Annotated in this window: 32 protein-coding genes; 4 read left to right on the top strand and 28 right to left on the bottom strand. The window is 42.3% G+C overall.

What is annotated here, in order from left to right:
* Positions 1 to 9: 9 nt before the first annotated feature.
* From NST59_RS02635 to NST59_RS02620, 4 genes are all read right to left on the bottom strand, one after another.
* The gene (locus NST59_RS02635; RefSeq protein ID WP_126681957.1) at positions 10 to 1,143 is read right to left on the bottom strand and encodes a dihydrolipoamide acetyltransferase family protein; all 1,134 of its coding nucleotides are present in this window, start codon (positions 1,141 to 1,143) and stop codon (positions 10 to 12) included.
* Between the two features lie 17 nt (positions 1,144 to 1,160).
* Positions 1,161 to 2,198: an alpha-ketoacid dehydrogenase subunit beta gene (locus tag NST59_RS02630; RefSeq protein WP_008346887.1), complete on the bottom strand. Its 1,038-nt coding sequence runs from the start codon at positions 2,196 to 2,198 to the stop codon at positions 1,161 to 1,163.
* Between the two features lie 20 nt (positions 2,199 to 2,218).
* Positions 2,219 to 3,196 carry a thiamine pyrophosphate-dependent dehydrogenase E1 component subunit alpha gene (locus NST59_RS02625; protein ID WP_064498168.1) on the bottom strand — a complete coding sequence of 326 codons (978 nt, stop codon included), beginning with the start codon at positions 3,194 to 3,196 and terminating at the stop codon, positions 2,219 to 2,221.
* Between the two features lie 200 nt (positions 3,197 to 3,396).
* A complete protein-coding gene (locus tag NST59_RS02620; RefSeq protein ID WP_099662930.1) occupies positions 3,397 to 3,870 on the bottom strand; it encodes a SprT family protein in 474 nt (157 codons plus the stop codon).
* Between the two features lie 99 nt (positions 3,871 to 3,969).
* On the opposite strand from NST59_RS02620, the gene cmpA reads away from it, so the two are divergent.
* Entirely contained in the window at positions 3,970 to 4,104 is a 135-nt protein-coding gene (gene cmpA / locus NST59_RS02615) for a cortex morphogenetic protein CmpA (RefSeq protein WP_008346893.1), read from the top strand.
* A gap of 19 nt (positions 4,105 to 4,123) precedes the next feature.
* Here the strand turns inward: cmpA and NST59_RS02610 are convergent, their stop codons facing one another.
* The 14 genes from NST59_RS02610 to acpS form a co-directional block, all read right to left on the bottom strand.
* Positions 4,124 to 6,283: a Tex family protein gene (locus tag NST59_RS02610; protein WP_039176721.1), complete on the bottom strand. Its 2,160-nt coding sequence runs from the start codon at positions 6,281 to 6,283 to the stop codon at positions 4,124 to 4,126.
* Between the two features lie 76 nt (positions 6,284 to 6,359).
* Positions 6,360 to 6,959 carry a PP2C family serine/threonine-protein phosphatase gene (locus NST59_RS02605; protein ID WP_039176718.1) on the bottom strand — a complete coding sequence of 200 codons (600 nt, stop codon included), beginning with the start codon at positions 6,957 to 6,959 and terminating at the stop codon, positions 6,360 to 6,362.
* The gene (sigB, locus tag NST59_RS02600; protein WP_024427378.1) at positions 6,959 to 7,747 is read right to left on the bottom strand and encodes an RNA polymerase sigma factor SigB; all 789 of its coding nucleotides are present in this window, start codon (positions 7,745 to 7,747) and stop codon (positions 6,959 to 6,961) included. The genes NST59_RS02605 and sigB overlap by 1 nt, the downstream gene beginning before the upstream one ends.
* Positions 7,713 to 8,201: an anti-sigma B factor RsbW gene (rsbW, locus tag NST59_RS02595; RefSeq protein ID WP_039176716.1), complete on the bottom strand. Its 489-nt coding sequence runs from the start codon at positions 8,199 to 8,201 to the stop codon at positions 7,713 to 7,715. Before rsbW ends, sigB begins: the two co-directional genes overlap by 35 nt.
* A complete protein-coding gene (locus NST59_RS02590) occupies positions 8,198 to 8,527 on the bottom strand; it encodes an anti-sigma factor antagonist (protein ID WP_017358393.1) in 330 nt (109 codons plus the stop codon). The genes rsbW and NST59_RS02590 overlap by 4 nt, the downstream gene beginning before the upstream one ends.
* A gap of 59 nt (positions 8,528 to 8,586) precedes the next feature.
* Positions 8,587 to 9,594, bottom strand: coding sequence for a PP2C family protein-serine/threonine phosphatase (locus NST59_RS02585; RefSeq protein ID WP_039176714.1), 1,008 nt, complete (start codon positions 9,592 to 9,594; stop codon positions 8,587 to 8,589).
* Between the two features lie 10 nt (positions 9,595 to 9,604).
* Positions 9,605 to 10,006: an anti-sigma regulatory factor gene (locus tag NST59_RS02580; protein ID WP_024425390.1), complete on the bottom strand. Its 402-nt coding sequence runs from the start codon at positions 10,004 to 10,006 to the stop codon at positions 9,605 to 9,607.
* Between the two features lie 2 nt (positions 10,007 to 10,008).
* Positions 10,009 to 10,377, bottom strand: coding sequence for an RsbT antagonist protein RsbS (gene rsbS / locus NST59_RS02575; RefSeq protein WP_003214235.1), 369 nt, complete (start codon positions 10,375 to 10,377; stop codon positions 10,009 to 10,011).
* Between the two features lie 4 nt (positions 10,378 to 10,381).
* Positions 10,382 to 11,212 carry an RsbT co-antagonist protein RsbRA gene (locus NST59_RS02570; RefSeq protein ID WP_039176712.1) on the bottom strand — a complete coding sequence of 277 codons (831 nt, stop codon included), beginning with the start codon at positions 11,210 to 11,212 and terminating at the stop codon, positions 10,382 to 10,384.
* 116 nt (positions 11,213 to 11,328) lie between these two features.
* Positions 11,329 to 11,679 (bottom strand): type II toxin-antitoxin system endoribonuclease NdoA, encoded by a 351-nt coding sequence (gene ndoA, locus NST59_RS02565; RefSeq protein WP_024425388.1) that lies wholly within the window; start codon positions 11,677 to 11,679, stop codon positions 11,329 to 11,331.
* 4 nt (positions 11,680 to 11,683) lie between these two features.
* On the bottom strand, positions 11,684 to 11,965 hold the full coding sequence (locus NST59_RS02560; RefSeq protein WP_003214273.1) for a hypothetical protein: 282 nt from the start codon (positions 11,963 to 11,965) through the stop codon (positions 11,684 to 11,686).
* Positions 11,966 to 12,259: 294 nt separating this feature from the next.
* On the bottom strand, positions 12,260 to 13,441 hold the full coding sequence (gene alr, locus NST59_RS02555; protein ID WP_341039974.1) for an alanine racemase: 1,182 nt from the start codon (positions 13,439 to 13,441) through the stop codon (positions 12,260 to 12,262).
* A gap of 141 nt (positions 13,442 to 13,582) precedes the next feature.
* On the bottom strand, positions 13,583 to 14,599 hold the full coding sequence (locus NST59_RS02550) for an outer membrane lipoprotein-sorting protein (protein ID WP_087975235.1): 1,017 nt from the start codon (positions 14,597 to 14,599) through the stop codon (positions 13,583 to 13,585).
* Between the two features lie 160 nt (positions 14,600 to 14,759).
* Positions 14,760 to 15,125, bottom strand: a complete 366-nt coding sequence (gene acpS / locus NST59_RS02545; RefSeq protein ID WP_059376208.1) for a holo-ACP synthase — start codon at positions 15,123 to 15,125, stop codon at positions 14,760 to 14,762.
* Between the two features lie 94 nt (positions 15,126 to 15,219).
* On the opposite strand from acpS, the gene NST59_RS02540 reads away from it, so the two are divergent.
* Positions 15,220 to 15,825 carry a rhomboid family intramembrane serine protease gene (locus NST59_RS02540; protein WP_126681956.1) on the top strand — a complete coding sequence of 202 codons (606 nt, stop codon included), beginning with the start codon at positions 15,220 to 15,222 and terminating at the stop codon, positions 15,823 to 15,825.
* A 54-nt stretch (positions 15,826 to 15,879) separates the two neighbouring features.
* Here NST59_RS02540 and NST59_RS02535 read toward each other — a convergent pair whose 3' ends face one another.
* The 7 genes from NST59_RS02535 to NST59_RS02505 form a co-directional block, all read right to left on the bottom strand.
* Positions 15,880 to 17,376 carry a PH domain-containing protein gene (locus tag NST59_RS02535; protein ID WP_039176705.1) on the bottom strand — a complete coding sequence of 499 codons (1,497 nt, stop codon included), beginning with the start codon at positions 17,374 to 17,376 and terminating at the stop codon, positions 15,880 to 15,882.
* Complete coding sequence (locus NST59_RS02530) at positions 17,366 to 17,845, bottom strand: PH domain-containing protein (RefSeq protein WP_058837374.1); 480 nt, start codon at positions 17,843 to 17,845, stop codon at positions 17,366 to 17,368. The genes NST59_RS02535 and NST59_RS02530 overlap by 11 nt, the downstream gene beginning before the upstream one ends.
* Positions 17,846 to 17,957: 112 nt before the next feature.
* Positions 17,958 to 19,457, bottom strand: coding sequence for a degradosome RNA helicase CshA (gene cshA / locus NST59_RS02525; RefSeq protein WP_024427371.1), 1,500 nt, complete (start codon positions 19,455 to 19,457; stop codon positions 17,958 to 17,960).
* Positions 19,458 to 19,622: 165 nt separating this feature from the next.
* The gene (locus NST59_RS02520) at positions 19,623 to 19,961 is read right to left on the bottom strand and encodes a n-acetylglutamate synthase (protein ID WP_064498174.1); all 339 of its coding nucleotides are present in this window, start codon (positions 19,959 to 19,961) and stop codon (positions 19,623 to 19,625) included.
* A 127-nt stretch (positions 19,962 to 20,088) separates the two neighbouring features.
* Positions 20,089 to 20,781, bottom strand: coding sequence for an alpha/beta hydrolase (locus tag NST59_RS02515; RefSeq protein WP_058837372.1), 693 nt, complete (start codon positions 20,779 to 20,781; stop codon positions 20,089 to 20,091).
* 18 nt (positions 20,782 to 20,799) lie between these two features.
* On the bottom strand, positions 20,800 to 22,164 hold the full coding sequence (locus NST59_RS02510; protein WP_039176700.1) for a UDP-N-acetylmuramoyl-tripeptide--D-alanyl-D-alanine ligase: 1,365 nt from the start codon (positions 22,162 to 22,164) through the stop codon (positions 20,800 to 20,802).
* Positions 22,165 to 22,244: 80 nt separating this feature from the next.
* On the bottom strand, positions 22,245 to 23,327 hold the full coding sequence (locus NST59_RS02505) for a D-alanine--D-alanine ligase (RefSeq protein WP_039176698.1): 1,083 nt from the start codon (positions 23,325 to 23,327) through the stop codon (positions 22,245 to 22,247).
* Positions 23,328 to 23,511: 184 nt separating this feature from the next.
* Here NST59_RS02505 and NST59_RS02500 point away from each other — a divergent pair, with 184 nt between their 5' ends.
* Both NST59_RS02500 and fbpB read left to right on the top strand, forming a co-directional pair.
* A complete protein-coding gene (locus tag NST59_RS02500) occupies positions 23,512 to 23,832 on the top strand; it encodes a thioredoxin family protein (protein WP_012008983.1) in 321 nt (106 codons plus the stop codon).
* A gap of 308 nt (positions 23,833 to 24,140) precedes the next feature.
* Complete coding sequence (gene fbpB / locus NST59_RS02495) at positions 24,141 to 24,290, top strand: Fur-regulated basic protein FbpB (protein WP_064498175.1); 150 nt, start codon at positions 24,141 to 24,143, stop codon at positions 24,288 to 24,290.
* Between the two features lie 97 nt (positions 24,291 to 24,387).
* On the opposite strand, the gene NST59_RS02490 is transcribed toward fbpB, so the two are convergent.
* The 3 genes from NST59_RS02490 to NST59_RS02480 all read right to left on the bottom strand — a co-directional run bounded on the left by NST59_RS02490 (position 24,388) and on the right by NST59_RS02480 (position 26,512).
* Positions 24,388 to 24,723, bottom strand: coding sequence for a hypothetical protein (locus tag NST59_RS02490; protein WP_008359528.1), 336 nt, complete (start codon positions 24,721 to 24,723; stop codon positions 24,388 to 24,390).
* 117 nt (positions 24,724 to 24,840) lie between these two features.
* Positions 24,841 to 25,608, bottom strand: a complete 768-nt coding sequence (locus NST59_RS02485; protein WP_107164167.1) for an ABC transporter permease — start codon at positions 25,606 to 25,608, stop codon at positions 24,841 to 24,843.
* A complete protein-coding gene (locus NST59_RS02480) occupies positions 25,586 to 26,512 on the bottom strand; it encodes an ABC transporter ATP-binding protein (RefSeq protein ID WP_058837371.1) in 927 nt (308 codons plus the stop codon). Before NST59_RS02480 ends, NST59_RS02485 begins: the two co-directional genes overlap by 23 nt.
* Between the last annotated feature and the right edge of the window lie 95 nt (positions 26,513 to 26,607).

The raw sequence follows: 26,607 nt of genomic DNA, 5'->3' as shown, positions 1-26,607 counted from the left end.
ACCTGCTTCCTATAAAAGAATGGATACTGGATTTTCTAAATACGCTTTAACAGTTGATAAAAATTGTGATGCCGGCGCCCCGTCCAGCACGCGATGGTCAAATGTCAGACTGAGTGGCAGGATCGTCCCTTTACATAATTCATTCCCCTGATAAACAGGCATTTGATCCGCTTTTCCAACGCCAAGAATACCTGCTTCCGGCGGATTCAAAATCGGGGTGAAATGTTCCACACCATAAGCACCTAGGTTAGTGATTGTAAAGGTAGAGCCTTCAATTTCATCGTGGAGAAGTTTGCCTTCACGTGCTTTTTTGCCATACGATTTGATACTCTTCGCCAGCTCAATAAGTGAAAGCTTTTCCGCATGCCGAATAACAGGCACTGCCAGCCCATGATCTAAAGCAGCAGCGATTCCAAGATGTACATGCTCAAAAGTTTCGACTCTATCATGTTGATATTGACTGTTCATTGCAGGGTGCTTTTGCAGAGAAAGAATCACTGCTTTGGCTACAAAATCGGTCATGGTTAATTTCATATCGTGTTGTGCTCCAGCTGTTTCGTTCAACTCAGACTGTAAAGCTGTAAGTTTTGTCACATCCGCTTTCATCGTTATTGTTAATTGTGCACTTGTTTGCAGGCTTTCCATCATTCGCGAGGCAATGGTTTTCCGCATCATGCTGACTGGCTGATGCTTTGTTGGTTCATTGTGTTGTTTTTCTTTTTCATCAGGAAGTGCCCGAAGCACATCCGCTTTCGTGATTCTCCCATCTGGACCTGTTCCCACTAGTGTATGAATATCCAAATTAGCACTTTGAGCAATCTTACGTGCAACAGGGGAGATTTTTATTCTCTCTTTCTTTTGTTTTGGCGGCAGGTCTTTTTCTTTCTTTTCCTCGACCTGTTCATTTCCTTCACCGATATAGCAGATGACCGTGCCAGGCGGTACACCTTCTCCCTCAGACACTTTTATATCCAATATAGTTCCTTCTGCAGGTGATTCGATCTCCATTTCAATTTTTTCAGAGTTGATGCTTGCAATGCTTTCCCCTTTATTCACGGTCTCTCCGATCTCTTTATTCCAGACAGATACCGTTCCTTCTTTCATTGACATGCCCAATTTCGGCATCACAACCTCGACAGCCATCTCCCTCTCTCCTTTCTTTAGTTCAAGATCTTGTCATGACTTTTTCCAACCATCTCTAAGACAGTGTTCACAACCTTATCAGGTGTCGGCAAATATATATCTTCAAGCGGTGGTGAAAATGGGACCGGTGTATGAGGAGCCGTCACTTTTTTGATTGGAGCGTCGAGTAAATCGAAGCCTTTATCCGCAACCAGAGAAGAAATATCTGCGGCAATTCCGCACCTCGGATTTGCTTCATCCACAATGACAAGCCGATTCGTTTTCTCTACTGAAGTCAGAATGGCCTCTTCATCGAGCGGTGACAAGCTTCTAGGATCAATCACCTCGGCTTCTATTCCTTGGGCAGCTAATTGTTCTGCTGCTTCGAGTGCTGTATGAACTTGTTTGCCTACTGCAAAAATGGTCACATCTGAGCCTTCTCTTTTCACATCTGCTTTGCCAAGCGGCAGCGTGTAATATCGCTCCGGAACATCTCCTGTAATATTGTAAAGCGTTTTGTCTTCAAAAAAGATGACAGGGTCCTGATCCTCGATGGCTGCTAGTAGCAATCCTTTGGCATCGTATGGTGAAGAAGGCACCACCACTTTCAATCCAGGGATGCTTGTAAATAGCGCATACAAGCTTTGCGAATGCTGAGCAGCTGCTCTAAAACCCGCTCCATGTGTCGTTCTGATCGTGATTGGCACCTCTGCTTTTCCGCCAAACATGTATCGAAATTTAGCCCCTTGATTCAGCACTTGATCCAGACAGGTGCCGATAAAATCATTAAACATGAGTTCTGCAATTGGCCTTAGCCCTGTGGAAGCAGCTGCCATGGCCGCACCTACATAGCCAGCTTCACTAATCGGTGTGTCAAGGACTCGCTCACGTCCAAACTCCTGAACGATTCCTTTCGTTACACCGAGCACGCCGCCCCATGCTTCATCATCTTGTAAGTGATCTACATGAGCGCCTCCAGCAACATCTTCCCCCATTAAAATGACATCCTCGTCTCTTCTCATGGCAAGCTTAATCGCTTCATTCAATGCACTAGACATGCTGATTTCTCTTGTCATTTTCCTCTCCTCCTTCTGATTTATTGATACGAAACATACACGTCGGTCAATAATTCGGTCTGATCTGGATATTCACTTTCTTCACTGAATTGAACGGCTTCATCTATCGCTTCAGTTACTGCCGCTTCAATATTTGATAGCTCTCCATTCGTCAGCAGCTGCTGCTTGATCAATTCATTTTTAAAAAGAGTGATCGCATCCCTCTCTTCTTGATGTTCTGTTTTTTCTTGATTGGTTTTGTAACGCTGGGCGTCTCCTTCGAAATGGCCATAATTCCGATATGTCATGCATTCAATCAATGTCGGACCTTCTCCATTTTTCGCTCGTTCAATTGCTTGTTCTGCGGCTTGATAAACGGCCATCACATCTTTTCCGTCTACTTGAATCCCAGGAATGTTATAACCGGCCGCTCGATCGACGATTGATTTGCAGCTTGAAGCATAGGAAAATGGTGTCGCTTCTCCGTACCCATTGTTTTCTGCGATGAAAATGACGGGCAGTTTCCAGATGGCCGCGAGATTGATTCCTTCGTGGAAAGTCCCTTGATTGTTTGCACCATCCCCAAAAAAGCAAACGCTTACATTTTCTGTCTTTTTATATTTGGCTGTGAGGGCTGCCCCGCACGCAAGAGGAAAGCCCCCTCCAACAATTCCGTTGGCACCAAGCATTCCTTTATCAAAATCTGCAATGTGCATGGATCCGCCTTTGCCTTTACAAAGACCTGTGGCTTTCCCATAGATTTCTGCCATCATTCCTTTTAGATCACAGCCCTTCGCTATACAGTGGCCGTGGCCGCGGTGGGTACTTGTAATGCTGTCTTTTTCATTCAGATGTGCACAGACTCCTACGGCAACAGCTTCTTCGCCAGCATAAAGATGGACAAACCCCGGCAAGATTCCTTTTGTAAAAAGCGCGTGTACTCGATCTTCAAATTGGCGGATTTCCTGCATTTTTTGATACATCCATACGGCTTTTTCTTTAGTCAATGCCTTTTCCATTTGGTAAAACCTCCTATCCTTTTTTGCTTGCACTACTATACAAGCAAAAATCGTGCCAACATGAAGATACATGAACACTTAGGCTTTGACCGAATCACACCGATGAAAAAAGAGACAAAATGAGACATGCGTCTCTTTTTGTCTCCATATGTCCACACATCTAATGGAATAAAAAAAGCATCCCCTTAGAGGAATGCTTATCATAATGAATCGGTTGTGCTCTGCCACTTTAATTTCCCTTTGCAGACGCCGCATACATAACGAGAGGTATCAAACCGTCTTTTTCTGATAAAAGACCGGCCGCATCCTGTGCAAATGTATTCATGGCGTTTCCCCACACGTCGCTTCTTTTGTACGGTCTTAAGCGGTGTACAAAAACGCGGGGCTTCTACTTGTTTTAATAACGCTTTAAAATCACGGTCGCGATGCTGATAGCCCTTTCCCTCAAGATGTAGATGATAATGACACAGCTCATGCTTGATGATCCCGATTAATTCTTCTCGTCCATGCTCCTCTAGGTATCGGCGGTTCAGTTCGATATTGTGTGTACCAAGTAAATATCGCCCGCCTGTCGTTTTTAACCGTTCATTAAAAACAGCCTGATGGCGGAATGTCTTGCCAAAGAACTGCTGGGAAATGTGCTCTGTTAACTGCTGTAACTCTCTCTCGTTCAATCAAGATCGTTCCTTTCTATAAAAACCTCGAACGGGACAATTTCCCCTATGCATACATTGAAGATACACCCACTGTTTCGATCAAAGGAGGAATGGGCGATGCCCAACTGGCTGAAAAATCAGATGCAGAAGGCATTTTATGAGAAAAATCATTATCAAATCAAATTGCTGAATCAATGCTGGTACTTTTATAGAAAAAAACATTCAGTCACATCAAGGCACACCCCATCCTAAGGTGCGCCTCGTTTTTTGTTTACTCTGGTTTCAGCATGGAGAGGGCAACGCGGCCTTTTGCCTGGTCAACCGAGTCCACCCAGACGGTCACAATGTCACCAACTGATACAACGTCAAGCGGATGCTTCACAAAACGATTGCTTAGTTTGGAAATATGCACAAGCCCATCCTGCTTTACGCCAATATCAACGAATGCGCCAAAGTCTACGACGTTTCTTACCGTTCCTTGCAGCTCCATTCCTTGCTTCAAGTCTTCCAATTTCAATACATCTGTTTTGAGCAGCGGTTTTGGTACTTCATCCCGCGGATCACGCTCAGGTCTTGTGAGCTGATCGATGATATCTTGCAGTGTAATTGTCCCAATATCTAGCTGTTCTGCTGCTTCGTCCAGTTTCACTTCAGCAATTTTCTCTTTTAACTGCTCTGTGCCAAGATCGTCTGGCGTCATGTTGATCATGCGTAAAAACTGTTTTGTTTCTTTATAGCTCTCTGGGTGAATGCCTGTACGGTCAAGCGGATCTTGTCCGTCTGTAATACGCAAGAAACCGATACACTGCTCATATGTTTTAGCACCGAGCCTTGGAATATCCTTCAATTCTTTTCTGCTTGTGAATCTCCCAATCTCTTCGCGCCTTTTGATGATATTCCCAGCGACGGCTTTTGAAAGGCCTGACACATATTGCAGCAGCGCCTGTGAGGCTGTATTGACGTTTACACCAACTTGGTTGACGACTGTTTCTACCACAAAGGTTAACGAGCTGTTTAATTGCTTCTGGCTGACGTCATGCTGGTATTGGCCCACACCAACAGACTTCGGATCAATTTTCACGAGCTCTGCTAAAGGATCTTGTAATCTTCTAGCGATTGAAATGGCGCTTCGTTCTTCAACTTGCAGATCTGGAAACTCTTCTCGCGCAAGTGCAGATGCGGAGTATACACTTGCTCCTGCTTCATTCACGATCAAATAGGACACCGGCTGATCCAGCTCTTGAATCAAGTCTGCAATGAATTGTTCTGTCTCTCTTGAGGCTGTTCCGTTTCCAATCGCAATGACTTCAATGTTCGATGATTGAATGATCTCTTTCACTTTTTGTTTCGCTTCCGCTTTTTTCTGCACGGGCGGATGCGGGTAAATGACGCCAATATGATGGACTTTGCCTGTATCATCCACGACGGCTAATTTGCAGCCTGTCCGAAATGCGGGATCGACTCCAAGTACACGCTTCCCTTTCATCGGCGGTTGAAGCAGCAGTTTTCTTAAGTTTTCAGCAAAAATATGAATCGCTTGTTCCTCTGCTTTTTCTGTCAACTCTTTTCGTATTTCTCGTTCGATGGAAGGCTGAATGAGACGTTTATATGCATCATCGATTGCTGCTTCAATAAACGGTCTCGCCGTCGTCTGTTTGCCTTTTAGAACTTGTTTGTCGAGATAGAAGCGAATATTTTCAGCAGGTGGTTCGATGGCTGCCTTTAAAATGCCCTCTTTCTCCCCACGGTTGACCGCTAGTACACGGTGCGGGACAATCTTTTTGATTGGCTCTTGATAATCGTAATACATTTCATAGACGTTTTTCTCATCGCTTTCGACGTCTTTTCCTGATGTGACCAGACTGCCCTTTTGGTACGTTTCACTGCGAATCCATTTTCGCATATCAGGATCATCTGCCAGTTGTTCAGCAATGATGTGCTGCGCACCCTCAAGTGCCTCTTCTACATTCGTCACTTCTTTTTCTTCATTCATAAAAGCAGCTGCCTTCTTCTCGATCTGATCGCTTGGCAGCGTGAGTAAATATTCCGCCAGCGGCTCCAGCCCTTTTGCTTTGGCTACATTCGCCTTTGTTTTGCGCTTTTGTTTGAATGGCCGGTATAAATCTTCGACCTCTTGCAGTTTATGAGCTTGTTCAATTTTCTGTTTTAATTCATCGGTTAGTTTGTCTTGTTCAGCAATTAAGCGAATGACTTCTTCTTTTCGATTCGTGACATTTTGGATATATGTATAGCGCTCTGAAATGGTTTGGATTTGCACCTCATCCAGTGAGCCTGTCTGCTCTTTCCGATAACGGGCAATAAACGGGACGGTGTTGCCATCCTCTAAAAGCTTGATCACACTTTCAATTTGTTTCGTTGAAAGCTTTAATTCTGTCGCAATTTGTTTCAATAAAAAGTCAGATGTCTTCATACTTTGCATCCTCTCACTGTGTCTTCTCTTTTAGTGTATCAAAAAAACCGGCAAAACAGAAAAAAGGTCAGCTATTTTACGTGAGCTGACCAAGTACATAGGTGAGATCGTCCTTTTTGTCTTGTGTGTATGTTTCAAGCTGTTTGGCGATGTCTTCAACTGAATGTCCATGCTTTAAACACATGCGCATGTTTGGCACATTCAGTCCGTCTGAATACATAATGAATATCGATCCTTTTTCGTAGGAATAGGTGTATGTTTTATATTTTCTAGGTTTCCCTGATAAGTATCCTGATGTCGGAAGTGGATAAATATAGTCGCCAGAAGGTGCATTCAAGATAAAACGAATATTACCAACCGAACAATAGGTAAATTGCTGCTGGGAAAAATTCACCTTTAAGATCGCAGCTGTGGCACCGCGTTTATTTTTCATGGCCTGATTGCATCTGTCGATGAGGGTCGCCACATCCTCATGTCCATATTCTTCGACAATTTCGCTGACTAAAGAAGATGATTCATTGGCGTACTGGCCGCTGCCTAATCCGTCTGCTACAGCACAAATTAGTTCTTCATCATCTGCTTTAATAAAAAAACTGTCCCCGCAGCATGGTTTTCCTTCTTTATTCGATTGATAGATAATGGCGTTTACATGCTCATGCTGTTCAATCTGTTTCATTACCCTAGCTCCATAGACGCATCTTCTGATAATGCATCTCGCAGTTTTTTCACTGCCTTCCGCTGCAGTCTCGATACATGCATTTGGGATATGCCAAGTAAATCGCCTGTCTCTTTCTGACTCTTATTTTGCAAGTAAGTCAGATTGATAATCTCTTTTTCTCTATCCGACAGCACATGAAGCACACTCTCAAGCATCATTTTTTGGTTCACACGTTCGTAGCCTTCTTCCTGTGAGCCGACAACGTCTAAAATCGTCACAGTACTTCCTTCAGAATCAGCCTCTACGCCTTGGTCAACAGACAGTGCTTGATAGCTTTTGCCCATCTCCATGGTTTCAAGTACTTCTTCTTCTGTTACATCTAGGTATTCTGCAATTTCTTGGACTTTAGGTGATTTCTGTGTCTCTGTTGTCAAATGATCGACTGCCATTTTGATTCTTGGTCCAAGCTCTTTGATCCGCCTTGGTACATGGACACTCCATGTCTTATCTCGTAAAAAGCGTTTGATTTCCCCGATGATGGTTGGAATAGCAAAGGCTTCAAATGATTTACCGACGAGCGGGTCGTATCGTTTAATGGCGCCAAGTAAACCAATCATTCCAACTTGTCTGAGGTCCTCATGAAAGCTTTTTCCTTTAGAATATTTTTTCGCCAGCATATCAACCAAGTTTGTATAGCATTCGACCAGCGTGAGCTGCGCCTGCTCATCTTGATTGGTTTGATAGCTTTGGATGAGGCGATCTACTTCATCTTTAGTTAGTTTCATAGTTTTGGATGGTTGTGTCATGGTCAACTCGCTCCCTGTTTAAAAACTTTGTCATCGCCACGGTAACTCCGGAGTTTGCTTGCACCTCGACTTCATCCATCAATGTTTGCATTAAGTATAAACCAAGACCTCCTTCTGCCAATTGATCCACCGTATGAGCAGATGTGTACGGTCCCAAGTCTTCCTGTTTTTGCTTAAAGTCAAAGCTACCGCCTTTGTCAGCGACAATGATTTCTAGACGATCCGCGTAGACAAGAAAGCGAACAGCTACCTCTCCATCTTCGCCGTCTTCACCTTTGTAGGCATGCTGAACTGCATTTGTACAGGCCTCACTGACGGCAATTTTTAAGTCTTCAATCTCTTCATAGGCATAGCCCATCCGGCTCGCTACGCCTGAAAGAGTCAAACGAATGATGCCTACATATTCTGGTTTTGCCGGTATTTTCATCTCGATTAGATCTACTGATTCGTTCATTGTACCCCACCCTCTGACTTTGCAGAAATGTCAATGATGTCCTTTAATCCAGTGATTTCAAACAACCTTACAAGCCGTTCTGACAAGTTCTCAAGCTTTAATGTTCCACCTGCTTTTTGAGCCGCTTTAAACAGCCCAACGAATACACCTAAACCTGTACTATCCATATACGTAACATCCTTTAGACAGATTTCAAGATGCTCTCCCGCCTCTGCTTTAGGCATGAGCGTTTCTCTTAGCTGAGGAGCGGAGTACACATCGATTTCTCCGCTGACACTGATTTTCGTTTTTTGATCTATTTGATGCTCTTTTACAGACATATTCATTATGCATTCACCTCGAAATTCTTGTTTCCTAAAGTTTTATATACCCGCATGTTCATTTTCTAAACCTTTCTTTTGAGAACAAGTAAAGTAAAGTCATCGTGCAGCTGAAAATCCTGCAGTTTGAGTAAGCTGGCGTAGATGGCATCCACCATTTCTTGAGCTGAGTAGGATAGGTGCTCTGATATGAGTGCTTTGATGTCCTCCCGCTCTAGGAAACCGTCCTCTGACTTGGATTCTGTGACCCCATCAGAGAATAAGATCACCATGTCTCCTATGTCTAAATGCTTCTCATACTGTCTGTAATCAAAGTCTGGTGCAATCCCGAGGACAAGCCCTTTCGCTTCTAAATCGTAAAATTTGTCCTCTTTTTTGCAATAGAAAAAGCCCGGCTCATGACCAGCCGATGCATATTTAAACTCATGCGTTTCTTTATTATAGCTGCCATAGAACATTGTGATAAACATACTTGGATCTACGTTTTGCTCGACAACACGATTCAGGGTTTTCAGCACCTTTGTTGGGCCGCTCCCTGACTCTGGTAAGGAATCCATCGCATATTTAATCATCGACATACAGAGCGCAGCCGGGATTCCCTTTCCAATGACATCTGCGATCGCGATATTGATTGTATCGTGATCCGTTACAAAGTGGTAATAATCTCCACTCATCTGTTTTGCCGGTACACTAATCGCACCAATATCAAAGGTATCTCCTTCTGGAATTTTCGTTTCCAGAAGGGTTTGCTGAACATTTGCAGCAATTTCGATTTCAGATTTTATTTCTTGCTGGATGCCTCTGAGTGTTAAATGTTCTTGGTAGGCAAGTCCGTACCCAATCATGACTTCAATTAAGAAGTCTAGTGAATGAAAAACATCTTCCGGCAAATCAGGGTAAAGCTCCTGAATTACTTTTCGGTGAACACTCACTATTTCTTCAGGAGGTATTTGATGCTCAATGGTTTTACGGCTAAATTTTTGAGCTTGATAAAGCGATGTTTCAGTTAAATCACTGATATAACGACTGAGCAGCTGATGGTACCGCTGCTCCATTACCTCCTTAAAATCCATGGTTTCCCTCCTAGCGAAGCCACTTAACAGCTTGTATCTCCGTTCCTTGTTCTGGTGCAGAGTCTAATTTAAATTCATCCATCAGTCTTCTGACACCCGGAAGACCTGCTCCGAGTCCGCCTGATGTTGAAAATCCGTCTTCCATTACTTTACGTATATCCATGATACCCGGCCCCTCATCGGCTGCGATGACTTTGAGTCCACGCTTTCCGCGCTCCATCACTTCGTCTATACAAATCTGACCTTTACCAGCGTATAAATAGATGTTTCGAGCTAATTCTGAAATGGCCGTCGTAATTCTTGCTTGGTCAACTGTTCCAAATCCAAGTTCTTTTGCAACATTGCGCCCCAATTGTCTTGCTGCGACTATGTCCCATTCCGTCAATATTCTTACACAGGATTGGTCTTTCATATCTATTCCCCCAATTCCCGCTTCAGTGTCTCAAGCCCTTGTTCAAGATCTAGTGCTGTCTGAATTTCTTCAAGCGATATTCCAAGTTCAATCAGCGTCACAGCGACTGCTGGCTGTATTCCTGTTAATACAACTTTTGCCCCCATGAGCTTGGACATCGTGATGACATCGCCTAATACCTTTGCAATAAAGGAATCAATCATGTCGACAGATGTGAGGTCAATGACAACACCGTTTGCTCCTGTTTCATGAATTTTATTCAGCAAGTCTTCTTGAAAGTGGAGAGCTGTCTGATCATCAAGCTCCCACTGTATTGAAATCAGAAGACAGTTATATAGTTTTAAGATTGGAATCTTCGGGTGATTTCTCACTAGGTTATCCCTCCAATGAAACAATTTTTCGATTTGTCATTTCCAAAGCAGTTTGAATTCCTTTTTGAAGGGTATTCTTTGTTGTAACTTGAGATAAATCAATTCCAAGGTTCACAATGGTTTGGGCTATTTCTGGGCGAATACCGACAAGCAAACACTTCGCACCTACTAATCTCACAGCCTCAGACGCTTGAATGATATGGTGGGCTACCATTGTATCAACAACAGGGACACCCGTAATATCAATTAAGACGACCTGTGAGCGATGTTTGACGACACCATTGAGCAGGTTCTCCATAATTTTTTTCGCACGATCTGTATCAATTGTTCCAACAAGCGGCATGACGGTGATGTGCTCAAATACAGGGATCAGCGGGGCAGAAAGTTCCTGCAGCGCAATTTTTTGAAGGCTGACTGTTTTCTCCCATGAGATGGAATACTGGTTTAAGATCTCGTTATGAATTGGTGTGATGAATTGGTCGATTTGCCAGATGAGGTCATGACTTTCTTCTGTTGTATCTTTGTCATCGTTCATTTTTTGATATAAATGTGTACGGATTTCAGTTAGACCATTTGCCAGTAACTTAAGTGATATACCCATTTGAACAATGTTTAAAGCAAGAGTTTGCACTTTTTCTTCAAAATCCTCATTATACCCCTCTGAAAGAGATGTAATGATTAGTTGAACATATTCCGAACAGATGGTTTCATACATTTTGTCGTTCAGCATCATGTCCGTTTCTTTTTCTCCGAGTCGTCTAAAAATGTCCGTCCACTCTTTTTGTAATTCCTCTTGATGCTCCCTTGCGAAAGCTAACACGATATGATTCGACATGTTTTACCCCCTACGTACATAAACAGCACTTCTTTTATTCTTTCTTCATTATAACGTTAATAAAAATTGAACACAAAAAAAAGTTGCTCTCAAGAGAGCAACCAAATCTCACCATATTAAAAATCAATAAGAGCCAAACTAACTTGTAAGGCTTCATCAACCTTCTCCATCATCTCATCATCAAGATGTGTGATTTTATCTGTCAATCTTTGTTTATCGATTGTACGAATCTGCTCCAAGAGAATGACAGAATCTCGTTCAAAGCCGTAGCGCTTTGCATCAATTTCGACGTGAGTCGGTAATTTCGCTTTTTGTATTTGGGCTGTTATGGCTGCAACGATAGCAGTCGGGCTGAAGCGATTTCCAATGTCATTTTGAATCACCAATACTGGGCGAACCCCGCCCTGCTCGGAGCCAACAACAGGAGATAAATCAGCAAAGTAAACATCACCGCGTTTAACAATCAAATGTTTAACCCCCGCTGACTAATCGCTCAACTGTATTCTCAGCCTCAAATTCTGCGTATTGTGCCTCTGAAGAGATATTCAGATTAATTTTCGCCATCTCCATGTAGCCGCGTCTCATCGATTCACGATTTTGTCGAATATTACGTTCACGAATATACGTTTTTGTCGCTCGGTAGATCAATTCATTTCTTGTTACCTTATCCTGCTCTGCTACTCGTTCGATTTCAGACATCAAAGCCTCCGGTAGTCGAATCTTCATTTCGTTTGTTGCGCTGGATTCAGACAAAAAACATACACCTCCACAAAACTTACGGATACCGTTTCGATCCATTCCAAGACTAATCATACCATTATTCAATGCGCAAGCAAAGCTGTTTTTTCATGATTTCTTATTAGAACATGAAGCGGCTGTTCACCCGTAAATCAAAGATGATAATGGAGTTCCTCTTTCACATTATACGCTTTTTTCCGAAAATCATACGGTATTTCCAAAATCTCTAAAAAAGGGAGAATGTTTACCCCTTCTTTGTAGAATAAAAAGGAACGATGTCAGTTTGACGATCGTTCCTGTGAAAGCTGTTTAGAAAAAGCTTGGCCCGCCTTGAAGCAGCGGATTCCGCACATGCACCCTTTTGCCGTCCTCTATATATACTCTTGGGACGCGGTGTCCAATGGAGCATGTGACTTCATAGTTAATGGTTTCAAGCCTTTTTGCAATTTCATCGACTGATACCATTTCTTCACCTTGTCCACCAATCAAAACGACTGGCTCCCCTACTGGAAGGTTCTCTTTCAGTTCAACCATGAATTGATCCATACATACCCTTCCGGCAATCTTCCGGCGCTTTCCGCCAACAAGTACTTCCGTACCTGCCAGCTTCCGGATCCACCCGTCTGCATAGCCGACTGGTACCGTACCGATCCACGTATCTTGATTAGCTGTATACGTCGCCCCATAGCTGACACTCTCACCCTTTTGAATGAGCTTTACATGGGCAAGCTTTGTATAAAGCGACATGGCTTCTTCTAGCTTGAAAGGAAGTTCATCTTTGATTTCCTCTGACGGCGACAGCCCGTACATACTGATGCCGAAGCGAACCATATTAAATAAAACTTCTTTAAACCTTAATCCTGCTGCACTATTGGCACAATGAACAAGCAGTTTTTCCGTATGAAGCGGCTGAAGCAAGGTTTGAAAGGTGTCGACCTGCCGATCAAAATAGTTCTCATCCTTTTCATCCGCGGTCGCAAAGTGAGTAAATACTCCTTCCAGCTGTAAATAAGAATGCTCGCTGACAAGCTTCTTTACTTCATTCACTTGCTCTAACGTTTTCACACCTAAACGGTTCATTCCGCTGTCTATTTTCAAATGAAAACGAATGGGTTGTCCCATCTGCCCTTTCACCATATCGACGACTTCCCTCAGCCACCTGGTGGAGTAAGCGGTCATAATTACATTGTATCGAACAGCGGTTTTGACATACTCCGGCGGTACTGCGCCGAGTATAAGAATCGGTGCTTTGATACCTTTATTTCTTAAAGAAATGGCCTCATCTAAAAAGGCTACAGCTAACAAGTCTGCACCTGCTTTGAGGGCAGCTCTTGCCACTTCTATATCTCCATGTCCATATGCATTGGCTTTCACAACAGCCATCAGTTGAACATTTTGACCGATATGATCTTTCATATGTGAAACATTGTGCTTGATTGCTGTTAAATTAATTTCTGCCCATGTGTCTCTATAAAAGGCATTTGTGTCCATCAGTCACACTTCCCTATTGAATGATTCAATCCCCTCATATGATACTAAAAATCAAGAATAATGTGAAACAAATCAAAGAAAATCAGCCCTTGCACAGGGCTGATGCTGCATTTATCAAGGCTTTCCGCCTGAGAACCTCATTTATTTAGCTGACTGGCCTTCTACACTCTTTGCGACCATCAACAGCTCTTCCTTCGATAGATCACTTGAGGAAATTAAGTAGTCAACTCCGTCAGAAGTCCATGAGAGAGATTGATCTGTCAGAACCCCTACTGTCATACCAAGATCGACCGGCTCGCCGTTCATCGTGACAGGCGTAGATGCTTCCGCTACTCTCGCTTTTTCCTGGATGAGTGTGAAGGATTTCTTGCCGCCGTACGTAATCACATAACGCTTCCCAGCATCTGTCGTCATTTCTTTCTCTTCCATCTTCTTCACGCCTTCTGGCATATCAACTGGTGTTTTCACCGCAAAGCTGTCAGATGGGTCTGCACTTGTGGCAACATCCATTTGAGAGAGTGTCATGTTTTTCTTCTCATCAAATGCATCTTTGTCAAAGGATTTATTGAATTCAAAGTGAGAGAATTCCACTTTCACCATTGGCTTTTTGTCGCTATCCAGCACTTTTACACTGGCAGGCGCCATTGTTTTCTTATGAAAGGTAATCTCTTGGGTAGGCAGCATTTGATTGTGCTGATAATTGGTCTTCGTTTCGAATACATACTTTGACTCTTTCGCTTTGAACTGAGCTGCACTGTCATTCTTAATGTCCTTCACGAGTGATTCGAATAAATAGACTTGACTGCTATTATTCGGCCAATCGCTATGGAAACGGAAGCTCTTGTTCAATGAAGGTGTCAGCACAAACACACCATTGCCGTTTCTTAAAATGACTTGACTCTGATCCTTTTTCGGATTTTCTAAATAGACACGGTAAAGCTCCGGCTTTTTGTACCAAATTTCTACCTGGTACTCCTGCGGGTCATTTCCTGTCTCAATGGTCATTTTTGCTTTGGCTTTGTATGATGTCATTTCCTCTGCCTTTTTGTTTAAATCTCCAACGATATCCTGCTGAGATTTTTGACCGCATGCGGAGAGAATCAGTACAAAAAGGATTCCCGTTACAAGCAAAACAAAGCTTTTTCTCACCCTTTTCAACCCCTTCGTTAATTGTGTTAAAAGGAAGAAACCGCTTGTTTGACTTTAACAGTACGCCTCAAAAGTTAACTGCGTACCGCGAACCATCAAAGCCTGTTAGCAACTCGCCCTTCCTTATCGCACTACCCAATATATGAAGGGGGGACAAACAATATGCAGACTAGCTTGACAACCTTTCAATTAAAACTTGTGCAGCAGCATATTCCTTTGTATGAGTAATGGACACATGAACCTGATCTCCCTCCGCTTTCTCGCTTTTGATGAAGGGTTTTCCATTATCGTCTTTTTGAATGTCTATGTCATGAAAGCTTAAATACTGACCGATTCCGGTTCCGTATGCTTTAGCGAAAGCTTCCTTTGCCGCAAAACGTCCTGCCAAAAATTCCAGCTGTCTTTTTTCACTGAGTGTACGAAAGACATCCTGTTCACTTAAAGTCAAAATTCGTTCTGGTAAACGGGGCTGTCTGCTGAGCACTCGCGATAGTCTGTCGATCTCTACAATATCAATGCCTATTCCTTTGATCATGAGGTACCTCCTATGATACTCGTACTAATTTGAGTGTTCTCTTCATAAACGTGTTACTATAAACTTACCATTATCTAGTCAAAAGGGGTTTGTTATGTTTATTCGAACGGAGAGCTTTCAACAATTTATTAAATCGTATCCAATCGTAACAGCGATCCTCGCTTTACAAATCGGCCTGTGGCTTATATTTGCGATTCCTATCCCTATTATACAGCTTGGACAGGATCATCTCGTCGGTTTCAACTATGGTGTAGCGGCTGGGGAATGGTGGCGGCTCGTCACACCTATTTTTCTCCACGGAAGTCTCACGCATATTTTATTTAATTCTATGTCCCTTTTCTTATTCGCCCCAGCGCTTGAACATTTGCTAGGGAAGGTTCGATTTCTAATCATTTATCTTGGTGCAGGGTTCATTGGCAATCTCGGGACCTATTGGGTGGAGCCTTTGGAGTATGTACACGTTGGCGCTTCTGGTGCGATCTTTGGTTTATTTGGGGTGTATCTATACCTTGTCCTATTTAAACCGCACATGATGGACCGCGGCAATTCACAAGTGATTTTAACGATTCTTGCTGTTTCTGTCATCATGACCTTCGTCAATTCGAACATCAATATCATGGCTCACTTGTTTGGATTGATCGGCGGAATGATTCTAGCACCTATTACGCTGTTCTTCCATTCGAAAAAAAGACGCTATTAATCTCATAAAAAATGTCGATCACTCCTTGAGCTGGAGCTGATCGACATTTTTCGTTTAAGACGATTGATTTTTTTCATATGAATACCAATCAAATACACGTGCAGCATCTTCTTCCTCAAGGTGATGCACACCAAAGGAATCAAGCAGCGCGGAGGATTTTACAAAGGTGTGAATACTTGCGACCCGGCCTTTCTTTTGGAAAAAAGATTGCGTCATCGTATAGTTTTGCATACGTTTTCTCAAGACAATGCCAGTGGTCTTGCCAATGCCTCTTGATGTCAGTTGAATCAATGAATCTTTGATTGTATATCCTGATTGTTTATAAGCTAAATAGCCAAAGAATAGAGCAAGTGGTAACGGAATGAGTCCCAAATATCCCCATGGCGGAAAGCGCACCGACAGGATAACACCTACAAGTAACGGCACAAAGCCATATGAGATCAGGTAGCGTTTGAGTGAACGCTTTGGCACCTTTTTCAGCTCTGTTTCTGGTGCAACATGATAATGATCCGTGAATTGGGACAGCAATTCATTTATTTTTTTCTTCCGAATGAGCGGAAATAAGACGGAAGAGGTTTCTTTCTCTGTAATCGAACCTCCTGCACTAACAAGCATCACTGTCGCAAAGCCAAAAGGCTCACGGATAATATTCTCTTTGATCTTCACTGCTTGAATTCTCGCAAGTGGAATGGTCATTTGATGTCTCTCGATGAGTCCTCTTGTAATGATGATGTCATTCCCTTTTCGTTTTGCAGCAAAATTCGCATACTGAAGCGCTGTTACCCCAACACTCAGGATCCACGCGATCAATACGGCAAGAAAAATCAAAATCGCATAAATTTCAACGCTCGCATGACTTAAAAAAGAGAACTTTTTGAAGAACCCGTCCAAAGGGAGAATTTCATCTATTTGCGTGTAGATGGCAAGACACCCAGATATAATGACCCCGATACCGCTTGAAGTGGTCGCAGCCAAAAGCAATTCTGGCACACCCATACGATAGGAGACATTGATTTCTTCCTGCACAGGTTTCTGGGCAGCCAAATGGCCATGCAGATCTCCTGCTTCATCCGTCATTTCTTCTTCCTGCAAGCTTTTCTTCCGGTTGAAAATCGACTGCTTTAATTGTTCCGCTTCTGCTTTAGTAATAGCGGTCAGGCTCACTTCTGGACCATCCGTGCCGCCTGCCGTTTCGATTTGAACCCGTACTAAACCAAAAATCCGTTGGAAAATACCTTCACTTGTATTGACTGTTTGAATTCGTTCTAATGAGATATATTTTTTCTTTTTCGTAATTACGCCCGATTCCACACGAAATTCATCGTCTTCCATCCGGTAGGTGAATCGTCTCCATTCTAAAATGGTATAAACGGCTTTCCATAAAAGAAGCACACCAAGAATGATAAATGCATAAAAGCGGATGCTCGAATTCGAGTTCACAAAAATCAATACGAAAAAAGGGATAATGAAGTTTTTAATCATGGATACAGCATCTGATATAAAATCAATGAACATCGAGATAGGATGTACACGTTTTGGTTCAGACATCATCTTCCGTCACCCTTGCTAAACGAGATATGTAATCACGAAGCTCATCTGCCTCTTCTAATTCTAGCGCCGGTATATCATGAACTGTGGCAGCAGTCGAAATTTGAACAGAGGCTAAACGGTAGCGCCTTAAGAGCGGCCCTTGAGATGTATCAACATGCTGAACACGAACCATCGGCACAATCACACGTGTGACACGAATGAGTCCATGCTGTATTTCAATTTCATTTTCGAATACTTCGTAGCGCCAGATGTGATGGCGGATTTTTGGTATGAGCCAAATGCCAAAGATGACCTGTAAGACCCATAAACCAGAAAGGATCGCTCCAATCCAATATGGCCATTGTAAATAGTAGCTAGTAACAAATACCCCAATGATGATGAGTAAGAAAATCAATGAGATAATTCCATTTTGAAGACGCCATACCTTTAAACCATTTAGACTAATTTGACGTTGCGGCTGTTTTCTCACATTCTTCCCCCATTCTCTTACTTTTCTATCAATATATTACGTAACAAAGCCTAAAAAGTTTCAATTTTAGCCTGTTAAAAAAAGCGAACCCTGCAAAGGATTCGCTCTTGTATTAGTTGTTATAAGATTTCTTTTGACGACGATCGTTAGAAGAACGATTGCGGTCATTTGAAGAACGCTTTTTATCACCATAAGATGAACGGCTGTTCTTGCCTTTTCCACGGTAGCCTCCGCCACCGCCGCCGTCTCTGCGTTTAGAAGAGCTGCGGTTGTTACGATGACGTTTTGAAATCATTGGTGCTTCATCTGTCAAACGAACAGGCGTTGCATCCGGCTCTTTTGTCATCATTTTGATAGCAGCTGCAACCACTGTTACAGAATCATGATCTTCCAGCAATTCAGCAGCAGCTGTCATGTAGAAGTTCAAGTTGTTTTCACTGATGATCGTGCGTAGACGGTCAACTGTTACTTGCTGTTGTCCTTCAATTGCCTCATCAAGTGTAGGTTCTTTCATACGATCCATTTTACGTTTAGTCGTTTGCTCAATCGCACGAAGCATATCTTTTTCACGTGGTGTGATGAATGTCATCGCCATACCTGTACGTCCAGCACGTCCAGTACGTCCAATACGGTGTACGTAGCTTTCTGGATCTTGCGGCACGTCGAAGTTATACACGTGTGTGACGCCTGAGATATCAAGTCCACGTGCTGCAACGTCTGTTGCGACAAGCACATCGATTGAACCTTCTTTGAATTTACGAAGCGCAACCATACGTTTTGCTTGAGTCAGGTCACCATGAATTCCTTCAGCTGTATAACCTCTTAGGTTAAGTGCTTCAGTCAATTCGTCAACACGGCGTTTCGTACGGCCGAAGACAATTGAAAGCTCAGGTGATTGAATGTCAAGAAGACGAGTCAATGTATCAAACTTCTTACGTTCGTGAATATCCAAATAGAACTGTTGGATGTTAGATACAGTCATTTCTTTCGCTTTTACTTTTACGTGTTCTGGGTTTGTCATGAAACGCTCTGCAATGCGCTTAATTGGTGCAGGCATTGTCGCAGAGAATAAAAGTGTTTGGTGTTCACTTGGTACATTTGAAAGGATCGCTTCAATGTCTTCGATGAAACCCATGTTTAGCATTTCGTCTGCTTCATCTAGCACGACTGTTTCAACATTTTGAAGACGCATTGTACGACGGTTAATGTGATCGAGTAAACGTCCTGGAGTCCCTACGATGATATGAGGATTTTTCTTGAGCGAACGGATTTGACGGCCGATATCTTGTCCACCGTAAATAGGAAGTACGCGTGCACGCTTGTCTTGGCCGATTTTATATAGCTCTTCAGATACTTGAATCGCTAATTCTCTTGTTGGCGCAATGATAATCGCTTGGATATTTGGAGACGCTGGGTCGATTTTTTCAACCAGAGGAATACCAAATGCTGCAGTTTTTCCTGTACCTGTTTGTGCTTGTCCGATGACATCTTTATTTTGAAGACCAAGAGGAATCGTTTCTGCTTGAATCGGTGTTGCTTCTTCAAATCCCATGCGGTTAATAGCCTTCATGAGACTTTCGCTTAATTGAAAATCTTGAAACGTTATAGTCAATTTATTCAAACTCCTTCTAATTGCTGTTTCAGTAATCTCGTGAATGATCATTAAAAACTGCCCTTTTCTGAAAGGACAGGTCCATTATATACAAAGCCCGAATTACCCTACCTTATATCTTACCATTACACTATTTGTTTTTCAACAAGACAGAAATGGATATATCTACTGCTCTACAATGACAGATTCACCTTCACTTTGATCTCCGTCCATCCATTTCCACTTTTCAAATAGTTGAATTTTTCCGTTATCCAGCTGCTTAGGAGTGGAGTCGCAAGACCCGCTTCTTATGCCGCCGTCCTTGCTTACATGGTGGTATCTAAAATGAAGTGTTCCATCCTCATTCACAGTTCCTACAAGTACGCCAGATATAATACTGCCGCCTTGATATGTGCCCGTTAATATATTCCCGTCCTGACGATATTGAAATATGGTTCCTGCTGATACTTCTCCGTTACTCGAATTAGACTGCGGGACAAAGGTTTTTCCGTCATATTGAAACAACCGAATCAACCACCTTTTCTTTCCTATTGTACCATAGGCCTGTCACTCATTCGACAAAAATGATGCAAATTTTAACAAGTGGGATTCAATTTATATTAGTTTAGCCACATTTTAGCTTTTCTATATATTAAATTGCTTTTTTTAGAAAATGTTCTACTTTCTCAAACAATTGCTGGGCACATGGCTCATGGCAAACATGATGTTTACAATCCGGCAAATAAAACATTTCTTTCTGGCGAGACGGGACTTTATGATAAATAAATTCTGCACTTGAAGCAGGCACAATCCCGTCGCTTTCACCTTGAACAATTAACACAGGCAGATGAAGCTTCTCAAGCGAATTCTTCGTTTGCTTTACCAGCTTCATAAATTCTATCGCAGCTGACAGCGGCGTGCTTGTGAGCTTATGGCGATATCGATCATATAAAGGGTTTGTATCAACGATCCCTGACAGGGACTCCTTTACCATCTGCCGTGTGTCTTGCATCATTTGTTTTGGGTTCACATATTTGGCCGCAGCACTTAAAAGGACAAGGCGGGCAACTGGGTACTTCGCCGCTAAGTAAGAAGCAATCATTCCGCCCATAGAAAAGCCGACCAAATACACGGTGTCACAAGTCCGGTAAAGGGATAGAAGTTCGAGTTCAGCTGTTGCTATCCATTCTTGATAAAGAATGCCTTTTAACTGCAGCTCATCCCCATGCCCTGGAAGCGTGACAGACTGCACATTCCAATCTGCCGCCTGTTTTAAATATTGCGCCAGCGGTTCTACTTCATAAGGGGCACCAGTAAAACCGTGAATACATAAACAGCCAATCATTCTGTCACCTTCTCACTTTTATAGTGCAGTAATGACTTCTTCCAATCTCATACCGCGTGAGGCTTTGACAAGCACAACATCGTCAGGCCCTGCCACTTCAGCTAGTTTTTTCTTCAGGTCCTCTTTGTCCATAAAGGAGAATACGTGCTCAGCCCCGAATGATTTTTTCGCTCCTTCAGCAATAAATGCACCTAGACGGCCATACGTCATGACATGATCAATAAATTCTGGCTTGATGTAACGGCCAAGTTCATAATGATACGTTTCTTCTTCGCTGCCCATTTCGAGCATATCTCCAAGTACAAGAATACGGTTGGCAAAGCCGTCCATATCCCCCACAAGATCAATGGCCGCTTTCATTGAAGTCGGACTTGCATTATACGCATCATTGATGACAGTGATTCCCTTGTCTGTTTTAAACAGCTCAAGCCGCATCCCTGTCAACTTCGTTTGCATCAGTCCTTGGGCAATTTGTCTTTCATTCAGCCCAAAATGCTGACCTATTGCAATAGCAGCAAGTGCATTCTTCACATTATGTTTCCCTAATACAGGAATGAGAAAACCCTGGGCATACCCTTCTACTTGAAATTCTGTTCCTTCTGCAAGCTGGTTGATGTGCGTTACCTTGATATCACAGTCCTCTGCTTCTCCAAAGGTTTTTACACGCTGAGAAAGTGAACTTGATCTTTCTCGAAGCAATGGCTCATCACCTAGGTAATAAAAGACGCCGTCTTCTTTTAAGCCTTTTACGATCTCATATTTTGCATCGGCAATGGCTTCTCTTGATCCTAAATCTTGCATATGAGATTCCCCGATATTTGTGATGACTGCTGCATCCGGCTCAGCGAGGTCTGATAAAAATTCGATTTCGCCTTTTGCACTCATACCCATCTCCAAAACCGCAATATCGGTTCCTTCTGGCATTGCAAGAATGGTGAGCGGAAGACCGATATGATTATTAAAGTTACCGTCTGTTTTATGAACTTGATACGCTGTTTGCAAGACGGAATGAATCATGTCTTTTGTTGTGGTTTTCCCATTACTTCCTGTAATACCGACAACACGAGGATTTTCTTCTTTTAAGTATGATTTCGCCAGCTGTTGAAGCGCAGCTAGTGTATCCTCTACAAGAATAACAGGAACGCCTTCTGGCGGATTGGCTTCTTTTTGATTCCATAGAACAGCTGATGCTCCAAGCTCTACTGCTTTTGAAGCAAATGTGTGACCGTTAAAATGTTCTCCAATAAGCGGGATAAACAGTGCGCCGTCTGATACTTTTCGTGTATCTGTTGTCACTCCGTGAATCTGCTCTTCGCCAAAAGCTTGATTAGATAGGGTTCCACCAGCCATTTGGGCGATTTGTTTCACTGTACGTTTGATCATGATTTTTCGCCTCTCTTTCTCATTTCACGTTTGAAGGAAAAGAGACACTACCTAAGGATAGTGTCTGCTTGCTGCTCACATTAAAAAGTTGTTTTAATGGTTTGTTTTTCTTGATGGCGTTCAATTGCAAGTGACACCAGCTTTTCAATCAACTCTGGATACTCTACACCAGTGTGCTTCCAAAGTAATGGGAACATACTAAAAGGTGTGAATCCAGGCATTGTATTCACTTCATTGATCAACACTTCACCTTTTTCTGTAAGGAAGAAGTCTGCACGTACGAGACCAGATCCATCAAGGGCTTTAAATGCCTTAATTGCCATGTCATGAATCGTCTTATATTCATCCTCTGACACACTCGCAGGAATGATCAAATCTGTATCGCCATCTTCATATTTTGCTTTGTAATCATAAAAATCTGTTTTAGGTGCAATCTCACCAACGACAGAGCATTTTGGCTCATCATTGCCTAATACACCAATCTCAATTTCTCTTCCAACAACGCCTTCTTCTACGACCACACGACGATCATATTGGAAAGCGAGGTCGAATGCAGTCTGCAGCTCTTCTTTGCTGCGGCATTTGCTAATTCCAACACTTGATCCCATATTGGCAGGTTTCACAAAGCATGGATAGCCAAGTACTTGTTCCACTTGTTCTAAGCTTTCTGTTGTCGCTTTCTCAAAGTCTTTTTTATTGAAGGAAAGGTGCTTTGCTTGTGCAAGTCCTGCTTGTGCAAAAACATCTTTCATCATGACTTTATCCATACCCGCAGCAGACGCAAGAACGCCGTTGCCGACATACGGGATATTTAACAGTTCAAGTAATCCTTGCATTGTGCCATCTTCTCCATTTGGTCCGTGCAGCAACGGGAAGACAACATCAATTTTCTCATCAACCGTTGCAGGCTGTGGAAACATGCTTTCATTTAAAGAAGTTGGTAAAAACGTCTTTGCGTTCTGTTCAAATTGAAGCATTTTGACGTTTGATACTGGTTCAGTGAGTTTTTCTCCTCTTAACCATTCACCCTCTTCTGTAATATAAATTGGATGTATATCGAACTTCTCAGTGTTAAGTGCTTTTGTAACTGCAAGGGCTGTTTGCAGTGATACATTATGTTCGGCTGACTTTCCGCCGTAAATCAATCCTAAACTTATTTTCAATGGATACTCCCCCCACTAAAATTCATCTTTACTATCTTATCACTTTCAAGCAAAAATGCTCTAATTAATTTTTGTTGTTACGTAATTGAAATGATTTGTAAACGTTGTAAGCGCCTCCCGAGCATTTGTATGTCATTCGCCTTAATTTTATATTAAAATGACATTGAAAAGGAGTTGTGACAAATTGAAAAAAATCACAAGTACTGAACAATTCAATGAAATAATTCAATCAGACAAAGAAGTCATCGTTAAATTCTTTGCAACATGGTGTCCTGACTGCACAAGAATGGACATGTTCATTCCAGACATCCTAGAAGCTTATGCTCACCATGAATGGTTTGAAATAAATAAAGATGATTTCCCTGAATTAGCGGAAACGTATCAGGTAATGGGTATTCCAAGCTTGTTAATTTTCAAAAATGGTGAAAAAACAGGGCATTTACACAGTGCAAACGCAAAATCGCCTGAAGAAGTGACAGAGTTTCTTCAAGAGCACGTTTCTTAATTGAAGGACATCAGCAAACTTTTGCTGGTGTCTTTTTTCTTTTTTAATCTCTTCATAAGACGAGCTTCGCAGCCAAAACGTTTCAAATTGATGTTTTCCCTTACGACAAGTCATGACAAAATTATTTCCTGGGAAAGAATGCAGCGTCGATACAGCTTGGAATATGTCGGTTACGTGAATTTTCTGAATTGAATCTTTACTTATGACATTTGTCTTTGTATAATGGAGTTGCTAATTGAAAATGATTATCAATTTCATCTATGTGAAATCCTATAGACGGTCATTCTAATAAAGGAGCGATGAGTCACATGTCTAAGAAGAAGATCAAAACCTATCAGCAATTGATTGAAGAGAACAAAAAGGCGATCATGCGCGATCCTCAAATGATGGAAAGTATATACGAAACCATCGACAAAAAACACCAGAAGCAGCTTACAGCTGCTGGGCGTGAATCATAACTACAAGAGGAGCAGTCATCACTGGCTGCTCTTTTGTCTGCTTCAATAAAATAAAAAAGCCGATAAAATCTGTTATTCGATTTTATCGGCTTTTGTTTTAATGTGATTTCGCTACACGGTCCTGCTTCATTCCTAAATAAATGAGCATATATGTGAGATAACCCATTGTCATCGTTAAACCACCGAAGAAAAATTGAGAAAAGACTGGTTCCTCAAATGTTGTAACGGCAGCAAGAATGATCCAGCTCGCATATAAGTAAACCATGAACCATTTCATGTTTCTTTTAAGTGTATACAGAAAGAAAAGACCCGCTAACGAAAAGATCCCCAGCGCTAGTCTGAAATAAACAAGATGATCAAACTGGAAGGCAAAAGACACAAACGAAAACGACAGCAGCAACAAAATTGGTAAAGCCGTAATGAAATTTTTCACGATAGTGCCACCTCCATGACTCCTTCTTATTATAAGACAAAATCAGCCGTTTATCGTGAAATACAGACTCGTTTTCACAAAGATGTCACGAATTTTTCTTGTTATTTGACACAATTTTTACACATTTACATCACGTTTCCAAAAAAGAATCCAAGCCGATCCAACAAAGAAAACAAAATGTGCCCCTACTATAAATAGAGAAAACAAAAGGCTCATCCCTTGAAAAGGCGGCGGTCCTTGAAAGCTGTACTGAGTAAAGTCCGTATTCGCAAAAAGAAGGATTTTCCCCCACTGATTTTCTAAGAGAGACATGATCGGTACAAGTGATTTCGCTGCATATAAAACAAAAAACGAGGTCACAAGTGCAACAAGACTGTTTCTAAACAAACTGGAACACATAAAAGCAAAGCTTGCCATCATGACCACTTCCACCCACTGAGATCCAATGACGGCAAACGTATGCTGAAATAATTGCCCCGTTCTTTCATCAAAATCAGTACCGAAGAAAATAAGACCAAATAGAAAAGCTAACACATAATAAAAAACAAATAAATAAATGACTGTCAGCAGAAGTGTGATGTATTTTGACAGAAAAATGTGCAGTCTTGTTTTTGGCCTGATCAATAAAAACTTGATCGTCCTTTTCTGAAACTCTGTTGAGATCAAGGTCGCCCCAATAACGACAGCAAGCACCTGTAAAATAAACACGACATTCGTGGAATAAGCAAAATAGTTTGCGACTGTGTCTTGTCCACCAAAGCTTGATATGACTCGTTTCAAGGTGAGAGCCATTGCTAGTTGAAATACAACGATCAACCCAAGAGCAATGAATGTGATTTTTTTCCTCATAATTTTCTTATGCTCATTTTTGATGAGGTTCAGCATCTGTCTTCCCGCCTTCCGTCCATTTCATAAACGCCTCTTCAATTGATTGCTTTTGAGGCGTCATTTCAAGTACATCAAACCCCGCCAGCACAAGCTGTTTGTTTAGCTCTGGCACACGTTCTTTGTCCAGTTGAAGCAGTACACGCGCTCCGTCTCGTTCATATGTATACTCCTGTGCGTCAAGCCATGAAACCGCCTTTTCTACTGGCTGAATATTCATCAGCACCTGCTCTTTCCCTTCCATATCAAGGAGATGAGTGCTAGCTTTGATCTGTCCCTTTTGAATGATGATCATGCGGTCACATAGCTCCTCTACCTCATGCAATAAATGCGTCGCAAATAATACGGAGGTTCCTTCTTCCTTTACGAGCATTTGCAAGTGCTCCCGGAATTCCTTCATGCCTGCAGGGTCTAGCCCATTTGTCGGTTCGTCTAAAATGAGCAGGTTCGGCCGATGCAAAATAGCTTGTGCAATCCCAAGCCTTTGTTTCATCCCTAGCGAATACGTCTTGACCTTCTGATGAATGGCATCCTCCAGACGAACTCTTTCCACTACTTCCTGAATGCGTTCCTCCGTCACCCCGTCGTGCATCGCTGCATACATTTCAAGGTTTTCAAAGCCTGTTAAATACGAATAAAATTCTGGGTTTTCTATGATTGCACCAACAGATGACATCGCCTGGAGAAAGTCCTCATCTTGTGAATATCCATTGATCATGATGCGGCCATTGTTTTTTTTCATCAAGCCAACGATCAATCGAATCAAGGTTGTTTTTCCAGACCCGTTGGGGCCAAGTAATCCGACAATTTCTCCCCGCCCAATTTCCATAGATATATCCTGCAAGATCATTTTCCGGCCAATTTGTTTGTCGACTTTCTCTACTTTTAAAACAGCAGACTGCAAAGTGGTTCCTCCTTCTGATGTAAAGCCTATGGCGGCAGTTACGACCGCTCATCCTGTAAAAAGTATATCACGCTAGACAAATCAATCCATGAAAA

It is taken from the genome of Bacillus sp. FSL R5-0439, assembly GCF_038008805.1.
Classification (GTDB): domain Bacteria; phylum Bacillota; class Bacilli; order Bacillales; family Bacillaceae; genus Bacillus; species Bacillus safensis.
Note: the sequence above shows the minus strand (reverse complement) of the source record. Positions and strands in the feature narration are given on the sequence as shown.

What these genes read in the sequence shown, in the direction of transcription:
- alr (WP_341039974.1), bottom strand. Translation starts at nt 13,441, where the DNA reads ATGGACACAAATGCCTTTTATAGAGACACATGGGCAGAAATTAATTTA.
- NST59_RS02515 (WP_058837372.1), bottom strand. Translation starts at nt 20,781, where the DNA reads ATGATTGGCTGTTTATGTATTCACGGTTTTACTGGTGCCCCTTATGAA.
- fbpB (WP_064498175.1), top strand. Translation starts at nt 24,141, where the DNA reads ATGTCTAAGAAGAAGATCAAAACCTATCAGCAATTGATTGAAGAGAAC.
- NST59_RS02635 (WP_126681957.1), bottom strand. Translation starts at nt 1,143, where the DNA reads ATGGCTGTCGAGGTTGTGATGCCGAAATTGGGCATGTCAATGAAAGAA.
- NST59_RS02585 (WP_039176714.1), bottom strand. Translation starts at nt 9,594, where the DNA reads ATGGATTTTAAGGAGGTAATGGAGCAGCGGTACCATCAGCTGCTCAGT.
- NST59_RS02570 (WP_039176712.1), bottom strand. Translation starts at nt 11,212, where the DNA reads ATGTCGAATCATATCGTGTTAGCTTTCGCAAGGGAGCATCAAGAGGAA.
- acpS (WP_059376208.1), bottom strand. Translation starts at nt 15,125, where the DNA reads ATGATCAAAGGAATAGGCATTGATATTGTAGAGATCGACAGACTATCG.
- cmpA (WP_008346893.1), top strand. Translation starts at nt 3,970, where the DNA reads ATGCCCAACTGGCTGAAAAATCAGATGCAGAAGGCATTTTATGAGAAA.
- NST59_RS02535 (WP_039176705.1), bottom strand. Translation starts at nt 17,376, where the DNA reads ATGATGTCTGAACCAAAACGTGTACATCCTATCTCGATGTTCATTGAT.
- NST59_RS02580 (WP_024425390.1), bottom strand. Translation starts at nt 10,006, where the DNA reads ATGAAAGACCAATCCTGTGTAAGAATATTGACGGAATGGGACATAGTC.
- NST59_RS02605 (WP_039176718.1), bottom strand. Translation starts at nt 6,959, where the DNA reads ATGAAACAGATTGAACAGCATGAGCATGTAAACGCCATTATCTATCAA.
- sigB (WP_024427378.1), bottom strand. Translation starts at nt 7,747, where the DNA reads ATGACACAACCATCCAAAACTATGAAACTAACTAAAGATGAAGTAGAT.
- NST59_RS02630 (WP_008346887.1), bottom strand. Translation starts at nt 2,198, where the DNA reads ATGACAAGAGAAATCAGCATGTCTAGTGCATTGAATGAAGCGATTAAG.
- NST59_RS02610 (WP_039176721.1), bottom strand. Translation starts at nt 6,283, where the DNA reads ATGAAGACATCTGACTTTTTATTGAAACAAATTGCGACAGAATTAAAG.
- rsbW (WP_039176716.1), bottom strand. Translation starts at nt 8,201, where the DNA reads ATGAACGAATCAGTAGATCTAATCGAGATGAAAATACCGGCAAAACCA.
- NST59_RS02625 (WP_064498168.1), bottom strand. Translation starts at nt 3,196, where the DNA reads ATGGAAAAGGCATTGACTAAAGAAAAAGCCGTATGGATGTATCAAAAA.
- NST59_RS02540 (WP_126681956.1), top strand. Translation starts at nt 15,220, where the DNA reads ATGTTTATTCGAACGGAGAGCTTTCAACAATTTATTAAATCGTATCCA.
- NST59_RS02510 (WP_039176700.1), bottom strand. Translation starts at nt 22,164, where the DNA reads ATGATCAAACGTACAGTGAAACAAATCGCCCAAATGGCTGGTGGAACC.
- NST59_RS02590 (WP_017358393.1), bottom strand. Translation starts at nt 8,527, where the DNA reads ATGAATATGTCTGTAAAAGAGCATCAAATAGATCAAAAAACGAAAATC.
- NST59_RS02485 (WP_107164167.1), bottom strand. Translation starts at nt 25,608, where the DNA reads ATGCTGAACCTCATCAAAAATGAGCATAAGAAAATTATGAGGAAAAAA.